The organism is Pasteuria penetrans (assembly GCF_900538055.1).
Lineage (GTDB): Bacteria > Bacillota > Bacilli > Thermoactinomycetales > Thermoactinomycetaceae > Pasteuria > Pasteuria penetrans.
Genome location: NZ_UZAC03000001.1, coordinates 1635766 through 1651161, shown reverse-complemented (window position 1 = coordinate 1651161; position 15396 = coordinate 1635766). Strand labels below are relative to the sequence as shown.

12 protein-coding genes, 7 tRNA genes and 1 pseudogene are annotated in these 15396 nt (G+C 44.2%); 12 read left to right on the top strand and 8 right to left on the bottom strand.

Annotated features, from left to right (window positions below; translation table 11 throughout):
- Window positions 1-569 precede the first annotated feature (569 nt).
- Window positions 570-1667: a transposase gene (locus PPRES148_RS06765; RefSeq protein ID WP_149453791.1), complete on the bottom strand. Its 1098-nt coding sequence runs from the start codon at window positions 1665-1667 to the stop codon at window positions 570-572.
- 1504 nt (window positions 1668-3171) lie between these two features.
- On the opposite strand from PPRES148_RS06765, the gene PPRES148_RS06760 reads away from it, so the two are divergent.
- From PPRES148_RS06760 to PPRES148_RS06715, 10 genes are all read left to right on the top strand, one after another.
- Window positions 3172-3603: a hypothetical protein gene (locus PPRES148_RS06760; RefSeq protein WP_149453790.1), complete on the top strand. Its 432-nt coding sequence runs from the start codon at window positions 3172-3174 to the stop codon at window positions 3601-3603.
- Window positions 3604-5191: 1588 nt separating this feature from the next.
- Window positions 5192-5285, top strand: a tRNA-Ser gene (locus tag PPRES148_RS06755).
- Window positions 5286-5335: 50 nt separating this feature from the next.
- Window positions 5336-5408, top strand: a tRNA-Phe gene (locus PPRES148_RS06750).
- A gap of 14 nt (window positions 5409-5422) precedes the next feature.
- Window positions 5423-5495 (top strand) — tRNA-Thr (locus PPRES148_RS06745).
- Between the two features lie 7 nt (window positions 5496-5502).
- Window positions 5503-5573 (top strand) — tRNA-Trp (locus PPRES148_RS06740).
- Window positions 5574-5668: 95 nt separating this feature from the next.
- Window positions 5669-5740 (top strand) — tRNA-Cys (locus tag PPRES148_RS06735).
- Window positions 5741-5758: 18 nt separating this feature from the next.
- Window positions 5759-5844: transfer RNA gene (locus PPRES148_RS06730), tRNA-Leu, on the top strand.
- A 23-nt stretch (window positions 5845-5867) separates the two neighbouring features.
- Window positions 5868-5941 (top strand) — tRNA-Arg (locus tag PPRES148_RS06725).
- Window positions 5942-6036: 95 nt separating this feature from the next.
- Entirely contained in the window at window positions 6037-7011 is a 975-nt protein-coding gene (locus tag PPRES148_RS06720; protein WP_187820769.1) for an FAD-dependent thymidylate synthase, read from the top strand.
- Between the two features lie 94 nt (window positions 7012-7105).
- Window positions 7106-7636 carry an FAD-dependent thymidylate synthase gene (locus PPRES148_RS06715; RefSeq protein ID WP_223127990.1) on the top strand — a complete coding sequence of 177 codons (531 nt, stop codon included), beginning with the start codon at window positions 7106-7108 and terminating at the stop codon, window positions 7634-7636.
- Window positions 7637-7664: 28 nt separating this feature from the next.
- On the opposite strand, the gene PPRES148_RS13330 is transcribed toward PPRES148_RS06715, so the two are convergent.
- The 5 genes from PPRES148_RS13330 to yunB all read right to left on the bottom strand — a co-directional run bounded on the left by PPRES148_RS13330 (window position 7665) and on the right by yunB (window position 11064).
- Window positions 7665-7976: a spore coat protein GerQ gene (locus PPRES148_RS13330; protein ID WP_187820767.1), complete on the bottom strand. Its 312-nt coding sequence runs from the start codon at window positions 7974-7976 to the stop codon at window positions 7665-7667.
- 109 nt (window positions 7977-8085) lie between these two features.
- The gene (locus PPRES148_RS06705) at window positions 8086-8514 is read right to left on the bottom strand and encodes a cell wall hydrolase (RefSeq protein WP_149453786.1); all 429 of its coding nucleotides are present in this window, start codon (window positions 8512-8514) and stop codon (window positions 8086-8088) included.
- A 499-nt stretch (window positions 8515-9013) separates the two neighbouring features.
- Window positions 9014-9229: a hypothetical protein gene (locus PPRES148_RS12555; protein ID WP_246142927.1), complete on the bottom strand. Its 216-nt coding sequence runs from the start codon at window positions 9227-9229 to the stop codon at window positions 9014-9016.
- Between the two features lie 372 nt (window positions 9230-9601).
- The gene (locus PPRES148_RS13325) at window positions 9602-9979 is read right to left on the bottom strand and encodes a spore coat protein GerQ (protein ID WP_425468245.1); all 378 of its coding nucleotides are present in this window, start codon (window positions 9977-9979) and stop codon (window positions 9602-9604) included.
- 335 nt (window positions 9980-10314) lie between these two features.
- Window positions 10315-11064 (bottom strand): sporulation protein YunB, encoded by a 750-nt coding sequence (gene yunB, locus PPRES148_RS06690; RefSeq protein WP_187820765.1) that lies wholly within the window; start codon window positions 11062-11064, stop codon window positions 10315-10317.
- Window positions 11065-11352: 288 nt separating this feature from the next.
- On the opposite strand from yunB, the gene mnmA reads away from it, so the two are divergent.
- On the top strand, window positions 11353-12450 hold the full coding sequence (mnmA, locus tag PPRES148_RS06685; RefSeq protein ID WP_149453783.1) for a tRNA 2-thiouridine(34) synthase MnmA: 1098 nt from the start codon (window positions 11353-11355) through the stop codon (window positions 12448-12450).
- A 417-nt stretch (window positions 12451-12867) separates the two neighbouring features.
- On the opposite strand, the gene PPRES148_RS11550 is transcribed toward mnmA, so the two are convergent.
- Both PPRES148_RS11550 and PPRES148_RS06670 read right to left on the bottom strand, forming a co-directional pair.
- Window positions 12868-13416, bottom strand: a complete 549-nt coding sequence (locus tag PPRES148_RS11550; protein ID WP_187820764.1) for a hypothetical protein — start codon at window positions 13414-13416, stop codon at window positions 12868-12870.
- Window positions 13417-13994: 578 nt separating this feature from the next.
- Window positions 13995-14572, bottom strand: a pseudogene (locus tag PPRES148_RS06670) (transposase); the annotation flags it as partial.
- A gap of 485 nt (window positions 14573-15057) precedes the next feature.
- Here PPRES148_RS06670 and PPRES148_RS06665 point away from each other — a divergent pair.
- Complete coding sequence (locus PPRES148_RS06665; RefSeq protein ID WP_149453781.1) at window positions 15058-15351, top strand: hypothetical protein; 294 nt, start codon at window positions 15058-15060, stop codon at window positions 15349-15351.
- Window positions 15352-15396 lie beyond the last annotated feature (45 nt).

The following is a 15396-nucleotide window of genomic DNA, read 5'->3' as shown; positions in this document are numbered from 1 at the left end:
ACCTTTCCATCCCAAAGAACTTACGCCGGAAATACCCAAGCAGACTGTTTTTATATACATTAACAATATAAACATTTACTGAACACATCATTTAATCTACAAAAATATTTTAATAAGTTTGATACCTTTTTCGCGGTAGCACCCCTACTTAATTTTAGGTAATAAATGTTGATGAGATTTGTTTTATTATTTACGATTTGTTTTTTACAACAGGTAATAAATGGGGTCATTGGTTTCGATCAAAAATTAGTGAGGGGTGCGAACAGCCCCCTCCTATTTACGTCTATAAGTATTACTACCCAAAAAAATGTTTATTGATATCGATATTGTGTAATAATATTTATAGAAATAAAATATACATATAGTTTATTAAGATGAACATAACAATCTAAAATCAAGGTACCTTCTTGGTACAACCGTCAATGTAATTGGAAATTGCTGCTCATTGGAATTATCCAGTTCATCCCAGGGTTTTTCTTCCTTATTATGTAAAATATTACCATCATAGTGCGTACCGGGATGTTCTGATAGTTTTTTGAAAATTTTAAATTATTAGATCGGTGCCCCCTTCAGGAAATCTGCTGGTAAAAACGTCTACCCGGGGACTTTCTTATGTTTATGTTATTCTTTTTCTGAATCATACTATCAAAACATATAGTCATCATATATGAGACAATTAGCATGAATGCCTGATTATATGACGTTGGTCTATGTTTATCTAGCCCCATTGTATGCTTTAGTATTGTGAAACAATGCTCTCCTGATGAACGTTTTTTCATTAACTCTTTACATCCCTTTGTTTGTAGTCGATAAAAATTCTCCTTTCGCAGTGGACTGGTGATGGAGTTCGGTGTTTTGGCTCTTCTCTTATTATATCCAGCCAGTAATTTCAAACCGTGTTGTTTACATAATTCGAACAGATCATGTACGTCGTAAGCACTGTCTGCTACTAGGCCCCTACATCCTAAGGTTGATATCTCGGGGATCAGTAAACAGGACGCTTCAACCTCGCCTAAATTTGCGGGGCCCATGGCCAATACCAACGGTATTCTGCCGTCCATGGTTGCCACCACGGTTACTCCTATTCCCCTGTGAAAGCCCTTATAGTTCCGAAGGGTGGCCGTATCTTTCGCCCGTCTGCTTGTCGACACAATCACTTGATCCAAGAAAAGATATTTTTCCTTTATTTCCGACAATATAACCTTCTGATCTTCTTCACTAAGAAGTTCTAATAGGTTAAAAATTATTGTTTCTCCGTTTCTTGCAATACATTTTTTAATGTTTTTATCATATAATGATCGACTAAACCCTTTCGTAATCCCTATAATATCTCTTATCATTTTATTTCCATTTATAATATTTATTAATTCCCTTTCACTTTGTAAATTCCAAATAGCCATAACGAAACAGCACAATATCGACACATGGTGATCGATCACACGGGTACGGCTTGACTTCTCCTCATTCGGGAAACCGTAGACCGTGGTAGCTAATGTCTGCAGCATAAGCAGTCGGCTTTTTTCTTCTGCCCCTATGCCCTCATGATCTTCCCAAGGCTGTTCTGAAAGATTGGGTTTCTTTTTCCTCACCTGTTCTCTTCTCTTTTTTCTTTCTAATTTCCCATGAAGATCTGGAAAATTACTTATATCGTCTATGGGATAGGACATCTATATCTACTCCCTTATTTTCATAGATATATTTTTTCAAATTATAACAAAAGAGTAATCGTATGTATAGGGTAATAAGTAAAAATTTATTATATTACATATATTTTACAATAATGGACACAGCGATCCGCTCGGGGAGATACATCAAGAGGGATTTTTTGCATTTTCCATAACTGAAAATTAGTACTATTTAGTTTCATGGGAAAAAGGCCCCCAATTCGTTTACGCCAACTGTGGGGCCGGAGAGAGCAACATTCTTGACATATAAATTCATATTGCATATATAAAGAAACAATCAATATGAATAAAAATAGAATGATATAATAAAATACTATATAAACTTTATTTAAATAAAAATGTATATCCCTTTCGTTAGCCACCCTCTTAGTGGTTGAATGATAATCCATAAATACAAGTCTGTTTCGTTCCGAAATAGGCTGCTTTTCCCATCGGGGCCGAGGGATGTCCGTTAGGGCATCCCAGGTGAAGGCCCCTCGGGCTTACCTAGCACCTACCCTTTGGATCGCTTTTTTCGGTTTTGGGTGTATCGAAAAGTTGGCTCGGGATGCACTATAAATTACATTTTGCCCACGGTTTCGGGGGGCAATTTCCTACTTTGGATTACTTTCAGAAAACCGGACCTGATGAGAACGAATGGAGCTAGAGTCGGGGGTTATATGAAGCAATATCATAAAAATGGTTTATAAATTCGGGAATCATTACGAAGAAAATGGGGCATCGGCTTGCTTTGTGTCGCACAAGACGGATGGTAGGGCTATTTTGCCATGGTGGGTTGAAAATAGGGGGTTGACCCGGAGCCCTAGAGGATGCAGAATTACGGAATGGGCCTATACGTATTGGTATGGATGATGTATCAACCCGTAAGGGGCAAGAGGTATTTATTTCATAACCCATCCATGATCAGGATTCAAGGGCTTGTATTGGCAGTTATCGAGGGCAGGAGTCAAAAAGAAGTAGAAGAGGGTCTAAATAAAGGATCATGATCCTAATTATTGGTTAAAAAATACCCCCAGGGGAGCGATTCGCGGGCAAGGATAAGGAACCTAAAATCACCTTTTTGGGGGTGATACCAAATTTGGGATGCAACCGACTTGACATCCTTCTTGAGAGGGGTTTTATCTAAAGGTTTATGGAAAATCAGATGAAAAGATCTGGGGTCAGAAGCTCAAAATGGGTAATTATTTCTCCCTTCATAGTTACGGGATTATTATTTCAAATCTTTATGGTATTCCCTATTTATTTATATAGTTGGTTTTCTAAGGAAATAACATTCTATGTATTGTTTTTTTCCATTTTTTGGTTTTATCTTTCTGTAAAATCAACGATTATGCCTCTCCGGGAAGGGCAAAAATATCGATGGCATGATCTTTACAATCAACTCTTGCGGATGCGAACCTATAGGCAAGAATGTCTTCGTTTATATCAAACGCAGGGATTTTCAAGATGGCGATGGTATTCTCTCTTTTGGGTGGGTCCTTTATGGATGCTCTTGTCTATATTCATATTTATGCATATGAGCATACAAGAAAGATCCCTTTGGGTATTGGTGGTGGGAATGGCGGGTTGGTGCGGGTTTCTTCGATTGCAAATAAGGCGAGAATGTCGGTGGTGTCTTCAAGCAGGTCCTATTGATTTGGACTTTATCAATACGAGGATATTGCAGTCTCTGATATTATATACCATTGCTTTGTATGTTTTTCATACTTATGGGAACCGTGTTTCTGTAAGGGTGCAGGTTATATCCGTGATTAGCTTTTTCTTTTTATATACATCTATTTCTGTTTTTTCTAAATGGCTGCACCTTTGTTTGGGACAACGTAAAACACCACAAAAAATGACTTTCTGGGGTTTGTTATGGGAGGAAAATTCATATGGTAGTTTTGGTGAGACGCCCCCTGAGGAACCTATGACATAGATAAAATTGTCTATAGAGGATAGCACTTAAGATTGATGGTTAGGAAGAATAAAAACGAAAATACTTTAATTAATTTTATGATAATTACGAATAAAAATAGGTTGCGTCCGATCGCGTACGTGTGTCAAGAAGTTGTACAAGAGATGAAGTTTTTCTGGCCCTTCGGAACCGGCTGATAGGGACAGGTTTCAAACCGCCTAGCGCTGCTGAGGTAAAGAGCCCTAAGTAGTGAGCGGTCTAGGAAAAGGCAAGGCATGATTTCGATGACGTATCGAAAATCGTAGTCCATGTTAAAACCAATGTCAGCACACTATGTTGGGATAAACCGGGGGGAGTAAACATGAAAACGGTTCAAAAAAATTCTTGTTAGAACTCAAACAAAGGGCGGTTGGTTGAACAAGTCAAGAATGGATAACATGTCGACCAGGTGTCTAGACAGTGCGATGTTGCTAAGAGATGAATAGATGAGTAAAGGAGGACGAGAGGGTGTGTTGGTTGGCTCGTTTTCTCTACCAGAGGTCCGTGTATCAGATGAATTTGCCTTTCCTCCGATCCCTTGCATAGGGAAAGGATGGGGGGGAATGAAAAAAATATCTATACCATGGAACTAAAAAAAATAGCGAAAGGGATTCTGCATAACGGTAATATGTCCAAGGTTGCCCACAAATATGGGCTCATCTTCAGAACACCGTCAGGGGTTGAGTGAGCAGTATAGGGAAAGAAGAATTTTTGGGAAAAACCGGAAATAATATGGATCCTCGTGGATTACTGAGAAGCAATTGCCCCGAAAGCTGTAAAAATTGTGCGAAGGGACCTACGCGATAGTACCCACCCATCTTAGGCGGTGACTGATCCATCTAGCGTTTACGGGTAAAGATCGCGCTGTCATCCTGATGACATGGCTGTCTACAAAAATTTTTCTTAAAAGGTATGGGAGAATGTCCCCCAAGGGGATAAAAATTGGTACCAAAAATTCTTCTGGGGGTATGCATACATCTGTTCGGATTCTGCATACAGGGCTGGTCAAGGTTCATTGATTGAGATCCTTTGCACCTTTTGGATCCCGCATAATGTGTGGCGCCCCATTTGTGTAGAGTTGCTGGTGACACACTTCCCGATTTTGGCATAGATTACAGGTAAGCGCACTTTTTAACCCCTTGGTTTTATACATAATGAGTTGATGGTTTTCCCAAAAAATCATTTGCGGTTGGATCTTGTCGACTCCCAGTCCTTGCTTGGTGCCTCTCAATCCGACTTTCCTTCCTATCATCTGTTCCCGTGTTCCCAATAACAATAACCGGCATCATTCGGGGTAATTTGGGATTTATTCCTTGTGGATCCATTCATTCCAGAGGTTCTCTTTTTCCCGGTATTCATTCCCATTTCTCCCACCGTTACGATTGAGTGATTGGGTATTTTTTATCCATAGGGTTATGATGTTAGGGTCCCCGTTGTTTCTATGGTTCCTTCCTTTTATGATTCCGGGTCCCCGCTATGTTCCCAGCGTGTGGTGCAGGTGTCCAAGAGGATATCGGCAGTTGACTTCCATGGGCCATGGATGATATGATCATGGGTGTGCGGTTCTTGCGGAGAGGTGTCCGAGTTGGCTGAAGGAGCACGACTGGAAATCGTGTAGGCGGGTTGTACCCGTCTCGAGGGTTCGAATCCCTCTCTCTCCGCCAGGGGTTATCGATTTTTATTGGCGGTTCTTTTTAGGATCGTGTGCTCTTTTGGCTCGATAGCTCAGTCGGTAGAGCAGTGGACTGAAAATCCACGTGTCGGCGGTTCGATTCCGTCTCGAGCCACCTTTTTGTGTCCTGCTGGCGTAGCTCAATTGGTAGAGCACCTGATTTGTAATCAGGGGGTTGTGGGTTCGATTCCTATCGCCAGCATCGTTTCGGGGGCGTAGTTTAATGGTAGAACGGAGGTCTCCAAAACCTCTAGCGTGGGTTCGATTCCTGCCGCCCCTGTAGCCGTATGGAGCGGGTGGCGGGGAACCTTGTGTGGTTTTGGTAGGGTGTGTGTGAGGAGAGCCGGTTTCTGACGATTGCGATTTGAATGTTGGGGCGGCATGGCCAAGCGGTTAAGGCAGAGGTCTGCAAAACCTCGATCCCCGGTTCGACTCCGGGTGCCGCCTTGCCCCGTTTTTGTGTGGGCGGACGTGGCGGAATTTGGTAGACGCGCAAGATTCAGGTTCTTGTGGCCGTTACGGCTGTGGGGGTTCGAGTCCCTTCGTCCGCATGGTTTGGTGGTTTGTTTATTCTGCGCCCTTAGCTCAGCTGGATAGAGCGTCTGACTACGGATCAGAAGGTCGGGAGTTCGAATCTTCCAGGGCGCGTTGTTGGTTTTCTTACAAAAGTATGGGGTATGGAGGACCGTCTCCTGATTTAGGGAGGGGGTTTTTGTTTTTTCTATAGTCATCTTCCCTTGGGGGTGTGGGATCCTTCCGAGTTTGGTAGGGATGACCCTCTCTGTTGTTGTGATGAAGATGGGGAAAGGAGCGGGGGTGATCGTATTTCTTCATCTGAGGATTTGTTGAAAAATTTCGTTTCCAACACGGATCGTGATGTTTATGTATTGTTCAATCTGCCGGAGGAAGTCATAGCTGTTGTGTTTGCCTATGTGAGTCGTAGTTCCTTGGGTTTCCGTGAGAATCTAGCTGCTCTACTCCAAGAGGATCAATTGGGACGTTCCGCTGCTGTAGGGGGGGTTCTAACCACTCATTTTTCCCCTAAGGCAGCCTCCTTCCATGAAAAATGGGTCCTTAATTATGGACACAGTAGTGTAGCTGAACATGCCGTAGCCCACATGGGAATTGAAAAAATTAGCAGACTGGCGTCTGCTGAATTGGCCCTCTCCAGTTCGTTCCATAGTCTTACCGAATATAGTCAACGTTATCAGCTCCTGCCCCCCGGGGCTTACTATACCCCAACGGTTCTTTGTACAAAGCCCCGTTTGCTGTCCCTCTATCATGAATTTCAGAAAAGTGTCTATATTTCTTATCATAAATTAAATGAATGCCTGTTTCAACACTTGCAAACTACAGAGCCTATGAAGGAAGGGGAGGGAGAGGGGGCGCGCATACGTCGTTTACGCAAATTGGCATTGGAGGATGCTCGGTATGCGCTCACCCTAGCTTTCCACACTCATCTGGGCATGACAGCCAACGGTCGGAGCCTACGAACCACGCTTGTCCATTTGTTGACTTCTCCTTATGCGGAATGTCAGACATTGGCACGGGTTATGGAAGAGGAGGTCCGTTGTGTCATTCCCACCCTGCTCCGTTACATACAGCCCAGTGATTATCTTCTTTCCAGTCGCCGGGAGTTGGGATTGCTTCTCGATCACCTGGGGGGGGGGGCGAGGCCCACACCCACAACAGGTGGGCAGGGGTGGTTCCCTACCTAGTGGTCCCACCGCGTGTTTTCGCCGGTTGCCTGATTACGACAAGGCATTGTTTACTCTGGCATCCTTGGCGTATATGCGGGGGGCTAATATCCCTTTGGGGGAAGCGGAGTCACGAATTATGGAAACCTGGTCGCAGGAGAATTGTGAGGCGGTTGTCTCCTCCCTGTTGACTTCATTGTGTCCCTTTGATTATCCCGATGGCCTACTTGAGCATTTATACTATCAGGCAGAGCTTATGATTTCAGAGGCCAATTGGCATCAATTGCTGCGGCACAACCGGAAAATTCATTTTGTGACTACTCCACCTAGCCCGTTCTATGGATGGACTCTACCACCACGGATTGAGGCAGCAGGGGGGGCCAATTTGTTGACCGATGTGATTCAGAGAGCTGAGAGAGTATACGAGAAACTCCATGCTTTCGATCCTTCATTAGCTGCCTATAGTCTCACCAATGCCCATCGGAGACAGGTGGTGGCGACCTGTAGCCTATGGGAACTTTATCATTTGATCAATCTCCGTACAGCTGCGGATGCACAATGGGATATTCGGCAGTCCATGTCCCAGTTACACAATATCCTGCTCAAAGAGCAGCCCTTGTTAGCCCGCTACATCCGACGTCGTTGACGATTTTTTTGCTCTCTTGTTGGGTGCATTAGGTTTTTCGTGTAGGTTTTTGGGGGATTGGGGACATGGTTGTTGTTTCCGTGGGGGTATTGATAACCATGTAGTCCAGGTTGACGGTTAGTAGGATGATATTCTTCTTCGTATCGGGTTGGATGATAACAAAATAATCCCTGCCCGACTCTGTTAGGGTACCGGTGAAGATCTTGCCCCTCCATTGGTCATTCTGTGGGAAGGTCATATAGGCAATGATCGGTTTGCCAATATTTCTCCGGATCAGGTCCTCCGAGTAATAATTTTTTTCCTGGGGGACTGGTGGGGGTGCAGCAGTGGTAAACGCCATGTTTCCAGGTATCCCGTGGTTGATAATCGGCATGCCCTGCGTTGAGTAATAGGGATAATTCCAGTACAAATAGGATCCTCCTTTCATATGAAAATTTTTCCTTCCTAATCTATTTTATGTTTGGACACTTGCCGGGCCGGGGTTCATAGAAACAATGGTGTTTATATTGACCGCTAAGGGGTTGGTGGAACCAAAATTCGGGACAGTCTTCATGTAGAGGACGAAAGAACCAAAGGGATTGGTTGGCTGGAGGGATGAGTTTCCCACTGATGGTATCTTTCGCTAGGCGGATGCTTTTAGGTTTGGCTGCCTGGTAAAAAATGGGTTTTAAAACCGATTCAAATCCACCGGGGTTTTGATAGATCATATCTGGTATGGTGCGTATGTTGGTAAAATCAAGACAGTTAGCGCGTACGCGGTTGATACCGACAGCGCCCACCATTCGCATGCCCAGTTCTCCCTCGCCTTCTGCCTCGGCTTGCATGAGGCGGGCCAACAGCTTAACATCCTTATGATTTGCGCGGACAAGGGCTCCCATCGCGTCATCACCTTGTTCTAGATTTATGTGGGATACAAGTTCGTAACGTTACCGTGGGGCTTCTTAGATCACAGGGGATAGTGATTTGTTGGCCAATATTTTTCCGGATGAGGTTCTCCGGGTAATGGATTCTTTCCCTAGGGATTGGGGGGCGGTAGGGGTAAACGTCAGGTTTCTAGGTATCCCGTGTGGGTGATGAACGACGTGCCTTGTATTGGGCAATAGAGATAATTCTGGCATGAATCGCCCTCCCTTTTTTATGAAAATTTTATCTTTCCAATTTATATTAGATTTGGACACATATCGGGCTGGGGTTTATAGAAACAGTGGTGTTTATATTGAGCGGTGTGGGGTTGGTGGAACCAAAATCCGGGACAGATGGTATGTGGGGGACGAAGGAATCAAAGGGCACGGCGAGCTGGATGGATGAATTCCCCATCGATGATATCTTGCGCTAGGCGAATGTTTTTGGGCCCAGCTGCCTGATAAAAACAGGGTTTTAAAACTGATGCAAATCCTCCGGGTTGGGGACAGACCATTTCCGATATGCGCGGATGTTGACAAAATCAAGACAGTTAGAGGCGTACACGATGGACGCCAGCACAACCCACCAGCCGCATACCCAGAGTTCCCCCTCGTTCCTCTGCCTCAACACGCGCATGGGGTGAGCCAACAGCCTAACATCCCCATAACTTGTTCGGATGAGGGTTCCCATCCCCATCGCGTCATCACCTTGTTCTAGATTTGTGTGGGGCACAAATTCGGAACATGATCGTGGGGTTTTCTAAACTACAGGGGGATAGTAATTTCGTGTGTAAGGGTTTCATGATCGTCTTCCAGCGTTAGGTTATATAGGTACATGAATCCCCCTGATGTAGGGTTCACAGATCTTGGCTGAATGTTGGGTCTTGGAACCCGGTCTGGGGAACGGGTTTTACACCATGGTTTGATGAGCTGAATGTTTCGTGATAAGGCTCCTTATTTACATCCGCCCAAATGGCCATTGTATTCCAAATGGCGTTAGTTTGTGATCCATAATGGATATATGAAAATTCATTGTGGAAAGAAAAACAGGCTCTTATCCAATTCATCTTAAAAATACAGAAGAGTTGGTGTCAGAGGTCACCTGATGATGTCCCGAGTCCGAGGTTTGGCCAGGGACTGGTTTCGCATTTGCTTCTACGACCATATAGTCAAGATTTATGGTTAGGAGCATGATATTTTTCTTTGGGGTTCGCTCGGAAATGACAAAATAATTGTTTCCTACTTCCCGAAGGATACCTGAGAAAACTTTCCCAGTTCCCTCTGTTTCACCTTCGTAGGTCATATAGGCAGTGACCTTTTTTCCCACCTTTGTCTGAATGTATTGGACGGCGTAGGTTTTCCTTTTTTTGGATATGGGTACCACGGTGGGTGTTTTCCCGTGGTATTCCGGTATGTTGTGGTAGGGATTATACCAGTACATTTTAGATGTTTTCCCTGCCTTCTGTGGTTTTATTTGGTTTGTCATTGGATCGCTGTGGTTTTCCGTACTTTTATTGGGAATAGGGATCGGGATTCCTATTTCCTTGTTTTCGGGTGGATGTAATTCGGTAGCTCAATAGTATTTCCAGCCGCTGGGGGTGGCTTCAATGTCCCGTAAGTTGATACCCAGGGTCTATCAGCGATAATAGGGGGGGATAGGGCCCTAATATTCCTATGCTCCTATCATGTTGTTTCCGAAGGGGGGTTATCCTGCCCTGTTTTTACGTCTATGTAGGATCTATGGGGGTGAGAACCATTAAAAATGGTGGAGGATCCTCATTCCCCATGGTCTACTGATAATTCCTCCCCGGGGGTTCCTGGCTCGCTTGTCGAAGGAATATGGTGATGGGGTGAATTTTTTTGCATTGGTAAGCGTGGGGGGAAGGGCCTTGTTTCCTTTTGTCCCCCTTGGGTGTGATTGGGTTGATTCCAGGTATAATAGGTCTCAGGGACATCCCCTACAACAAGTGCTTGAGCGAGGGGATAAGAAAACGAAACGGGGAAGTGTTCTTCTGTGAATGGTACTATGACCCCCATTTCTGTATAGACGCGAACTTGCAATGTGACCATAACCATATTGATGCCCTGTGATTCCATATGGGGTATGATAGATACCTTGCTAGCACCTTTGGGCCACATTTGTACGGAGATGCTAGGACCTATATCGGAGAGCAATTGGCTTTGTAGGATTTGGCCAATTTTTATCTCGATTATCTGTTCCCGTAGCCGCCCCAGTTTTTGCTGCACACGTTCTACCATATGTTCATAGATAGAGGCCTGCAATTTGGCATTCACTTGCACAAAAGAAATTCTACCCTTTTGCTCTTTTTCAATTTGCATGACTCCGTTGAGTTCATTTCCTAGATGGGCCTGGATTTCTCGTACGCCTTCCAGCATGGCTTGCTGGGCGATTTTTTTTACCTTTGATTGAGCAATAAGTAGTAGCATTGGTCGCAAGTTCCCCTCCATTTTCCAAATCCCATAGGCGCAGGAGGGTAGAACTAATAGGAGGACTATAGGAATCATAAATCTACCGCGATGTTTTTTTCCTCCCTTGTTGGTTTTGTGGTGGTTTCTCAGAGGGTGATACCTTTTCCGTAATCCCCGTATTCTCCCTATAGAGTGGTTATTTTGCCGGGCCCACCAACGCCTTAGGTGTGACCAGATGCGATGTTTGCGCATCTGTTTCCTCCTGATCGGATGAGTATCGAATATCAAGAGGGTACGCAGCGGGGGGGGATTACAGACCTCGGATGGGTATTTTCTCTATTAGCTGGGGGGAATGGGTGTGTGGTTTTATAAAGGGGGGAGTGTATGAATTTTCCGCGGATTGTGGTGGGCATGTCTGGGGGTGTAGATTCCTCTGTTTCTGCGATCCTCTTGCAGAGGCAGGGATATGAGGTCATTGGTTTGTTTATGAAGAATTGGGAAGATGAGTCAGGATATTGTGAGGCCGCGGTGGATTATCGGGATGTAGAAAGGATTTGCGATGTTCTAAAAATTCCATGCTATGCAATTAATCTCGCGAAGGATTATCGGGAAGGGGTTTTTTCCTCCTTTCTAGAGGATTTACAGCGAGGTTGGACCCCTAATCCTGATTTGTTTTGTAATAAGGTGATCAAGTTTGGTGTTTTCCGTGATCAGGCTAGGGCATTGGGGGCAACACAGATTGCTACTGGGCATTATGCCCGTTGGGTGGAGGATCCAAGATATGGACGTTGTTTGGCCAGGGGTATAGACCAGGATAAGGATCAGACATATTTTCTCGCTATGTCGACGAGGGAGTCACTTCGGGATACGATTTTTCCCGTCGGGGAACTGGAAAAGAGTGAGGTGCGTCATTTGGCCCGCGAGGCGGGCTTTGTAAATGCCGAAAAGAAGGATAGTGTGGGGATTTGTTTCGTTGGCAAGAGACCTTTTGTAGAGTTCTTACAAAATTATCTACCCAGGAAACCAGGGGATATCCGTTGTTTGGATACGGGAGCTGTTTTGGGAACGCACGAGGGGGCCGTATTTGCTACCCTTGGTCAGCGGCGTGGGTTACGGATTGGAGGTCAGGTGGGAAGAACGGGTCCTTGGTACGTAGCTCGCAAGGATGTACAACGTAATCTCCTCTATGTAGTAGAAGGGAGGGATCATCCCGCACTTTTTCAACGGTGTGTTCGGGTGGGATCCATGAATTGGCTTCTCACGGAGTCTCCACGGGGGGAATGGATGGGTACGGCAAAATGTCGTTATCGACAGCGGGATGCTGCCTGTAGGGTAGAGGTGGTAGATTCTTCCTCTATTTTGGTGACTTTTGTAGAACCGCAATGGGCTGTCACAGCGGGACAGGCCCTGGTTCTCTACGATGGCGTGGTATGTCTAGGCGGTGGGATTATTGAAGAGCCGGAGCGGATCCCTACTTCGTAAATCGTGTAGACCACTTTATTTTTTGATCCCAGGAATGGGGGTTATCGAAATAGTATCATGAAGGTATTTCTGAGTTCGTGTGTAAATTTTCTAGGGAGTACCGGGGTAATTTCAGTATCATCAATAGAACCTAGAGTTAGTAGTATAAATGGATCAAAGACAATAGAGTACAATTCTATCTTTATATGTTAAATAAATAGAAGACCTGTCCCTGGGGGCAGGTCTTAATGTTGGAAACCTATGGTAGGATATTTTGTGCGTTCAATGGGTTTCATAAAAAGGGTTTCATAAAAAAACGTCGTCAGGGGAGGTCATTATTGTCGTTTTTTTATGATCCCATCGTCCTCGTAGGGATGGAAAGGAATGAAATGGATCAGTTTTATGGTATTTATTCTGATCGGGGATCATTAGTTTTAGTTAGGATATCTGTATAATGGAAATGCTGATGGGGACGGGATTTATGACTGGGGGTCCTACGGGTGGGTCGAGTATGAAGGAAAGAGTGCTAAAAGGTGGGGCTGGGGGTGTATTGAAGATGAGAGTATTGATAAGGTTTTCAAAGGGTTCCGCCAATCCGGTTACAGTTCGTAGTATAACATCATTCAATGTTATACTTATACTAGAGTCGATAGGGCCTCGTCCTACTAGGGTGACCTCATAGGCTCTTCCTGCTGCTAGGTTAATAAAGAGTGTAGGGGGTGATAGGGTAATCGATGATCCTCCGATGGCATCAATAGAAGAAATAACGAAACCTCCTGGTATGCCACTAAAACTGGCTTGTAGATAATTTTGGGTTGGGGAAATGGATCCTGTTGGTCCCGGGCCTGGTCCTGTTGGTCCTGTTGGTCCTATTGGTCCTGCTGGTCCTGTTGGTCCTGTTGGTCCTGTTGCACACAAGACCCTGCTTCCCCCGCATATGTTGCCGCAACTGGAAGGAGCATGATGACTATCTTGTGAAAAGGACATAGATAACATCCCCTATTTATTTTTATTTTTTAAAATATACTTTTAAATACGCATTTTTATCTAAATTTCATATTATAAAATATATATTATATAATTTTTGAATTTAAATCATAAATAAATTATACAATATATATTTTATAATATATTATTATTTTATAAAAATTGTTACATAAAATTATTATATATTAGATACCATTATTTTTGAGTAGTATTGAGATCAGGGGGAGAAGGGGATTTCCGACTGTTCCCATGGGGATGATGCTATTCTATTCATTTCCCCCATGGCTTTGTCGATGGCAGCATCCGAACGGGTGTGTGCATTTTTCGGGGTGATTTTCAGTCCCACTTTTTTGTCTCCTTGGATGACCTTTTCCTGTACTTTTTAAGCATAATTATCTTATTAATTTGTATAGATAGAAAATTCATTCCTGTCCTCTGGTCCCCTCTCGTCCATTTTTATTATGAATCCTATAGGGATTGGAAAAAAAGACGATTCTTACTTTACCAAATTTTCGATCTAAATCGCAAAAAAACACATGATTCCATACTATTTCTGCTTTCTTCCCAATCCCTATGATTCATGCTATCCTCTGGTCCGTTGTTTCCTGCCGTTTTTGGTGATCACGGAGACAGAAGAGGGTGGATATCCGATAAGCAGCCCTGTCATCAGGATAGCAGCGAGCTTTGTTCGTAATGCGTTTTAAATTCCCGTTTAAATTCTCCAGGATGTTGGTACTCCGATTCGACTTCTGATGGGTAAGGTCGTGTCCGAGGTGGATGGGATATCTCGCAGGCTCTTTCGCAATGCTTTTACCGTTTTCGGGGCCACGTCTTTATAATCCTCGCATATCCTCATGCCAACTGCATAGGCCGTTTCACAATCCGGGGATTCCAGAACCTCTTTGCGCATCCTATCAAAGAGTATCTCTGGGGGAAAAGAGTCCTCCTCAGCGGCATCCCGCAGGTTTTTAAAGAAATGGGCAATACATCGTTGCCAATCCGATGCGGGGTAATGGACACGAACAGCCGTTTCGAGGCCAGGGTGAGCGTCGGTAACGATCAAAGGAACCGATGATAAACCCCGCGAGCGGAGATTTTTGAAAATCTGGTTCCAGGTGTCCAACGTTTCAGGTGGACCGTATCCAACGTAAAGAATTGGATCTTGGCCGCATATCGGACCTGGGGGTTCGATCTCGGGAGTGGGGATAGGCGAATCACCCCCTATCAGGTAATAAGGGGTTGTTGATATGAAAACAGAACTAAATTTCCCGGGGTCCCCCCTTTTTCGGACGAAGTGAAAATCGTGAAAATAGAAAAATTGGGAACCACAAAATCAGATAAAATGAGTTATATCCTAGAGTCCATTGTCAACCGTCCATTTCCGGGAATCAGGTGTTCCTGTGAGGATTCGGGAAACCTGGGGCCCCACCTAACTCATCCTTACAATCCAGAATTAGGAAAAAACCACCTAAGGATATTTCAGGTCCGAAGTTTGGCCAAGAGTCGAAATTCACACCCCCCAACGGGATGCTGCCGGTCACTTGCCATTGAAATAAAAATTTATTAATGATATAATTACACTGTATTTATTTTTTTATATTAGTTTATTTTTTATTATTTTATGAGTAGGGAGGTTGAATTATGAGAATGAAGATGATTCTATCATATCGTCGTTTCTTTACCCACATGTTTCTCGTTGGTATATTTTGTTTTTCTGTAGTGCCCACAACTACCCATGCTGGGGGTCTTTCTGAGTCCATTACGGGAATTGTAAATTCATCTATGGGCATTGGGAAAACAGATCCTATGGGTTCTATTGGTAGCTTAGGGCAGTCTATAAGTGACACCGTGAAGAACTCCATAGATATCCTAGGTGGTAATTCAAAAATTGCTGAGCTTGTGAGGAATATATTTGGTGGGCTCGGTAGGGTGTAGGGTCATAAGTCCCCCGACCCTACACCCTAGCTTTAGATAATATTA

What these genes read in the sequence shown, in the direction of transcription:
- PPRES148_RS06765 (WP_149453791.1), bottom strand. Translation starts at nt 1,667, where the DNA reads ATGTCCTATCCCATAGACGATATAAGTAATTTTCCAGATCTTCATGGG.
- PPRES148_RS06760 (WP_149453790.1), top strand. Translation starts at nt 3,172, where the DNA reads ATGCTCTTGTCTATATTCATATTTATGCATATGAGCATACAAGAAAGA.
- PPRES148_RS13330 (WP_187820767.1), bottom strand. Translation starts at nt 7,976, where the DNA reads ATGGCGTTTACCACTGCTGCACCCCCACCAGTCCCCCAGGAAAAAAAT.
- PPRES148_RS06705 (WP_149453786.1), bottom strand. Translation starts at nt 8,514, where the DNA reads ATGGGAGCCCTTGTCCGCGCAAATCATAAGGATGTTAAGCTGTTGGCC.
- PPRES148_RS12555 (WP_246142927.1), bottom strand. Translation starts at nt 9,229, where the DNA reads ATGGGAACCCTCATCCGAACAAGTTATGGGGATGTTAGGCTGTTGGCT.
- PPRES148_RS13325 (WP_425468245.1), bottom strand. Translation starts at nt 9,979, where the DNA reads ATGTACTGGTATAATCCCTACCACAACATACCGGAATACCACGGGAAA.
- yunB (WP_187820765.1), bottom strand. Translation starts at nt 11,064, where the DNA reads ATGATTCCTATAGTCCTCCTATTAGTTCTACCCTCCTGCGCCTATGGG.
- mnmA (WP_149453783.1), top strand. Translation starts at nt 11,353, where the DNA reads ATGAATTTTCCGCGGATTGTGGTGGGCATGTCTGGGGGTGTAGATTCC.
- PPRES148_RS11550 (WP_187820764.1), bottom strand. Translation starts at nt 13,416, where the DNA reads ATGTCCTTTTCACAAGATAGTCATCATGCTCCTTCCAGTTGCGGCAAC.
- PPRES148_RS06665 (WP_149453781.1), top strand. Translation starts at nt 15,058, where the DNA reads ATGAGAATGAAGATGATTCTATCATATCGTCGTTTCTTTACCCACATG.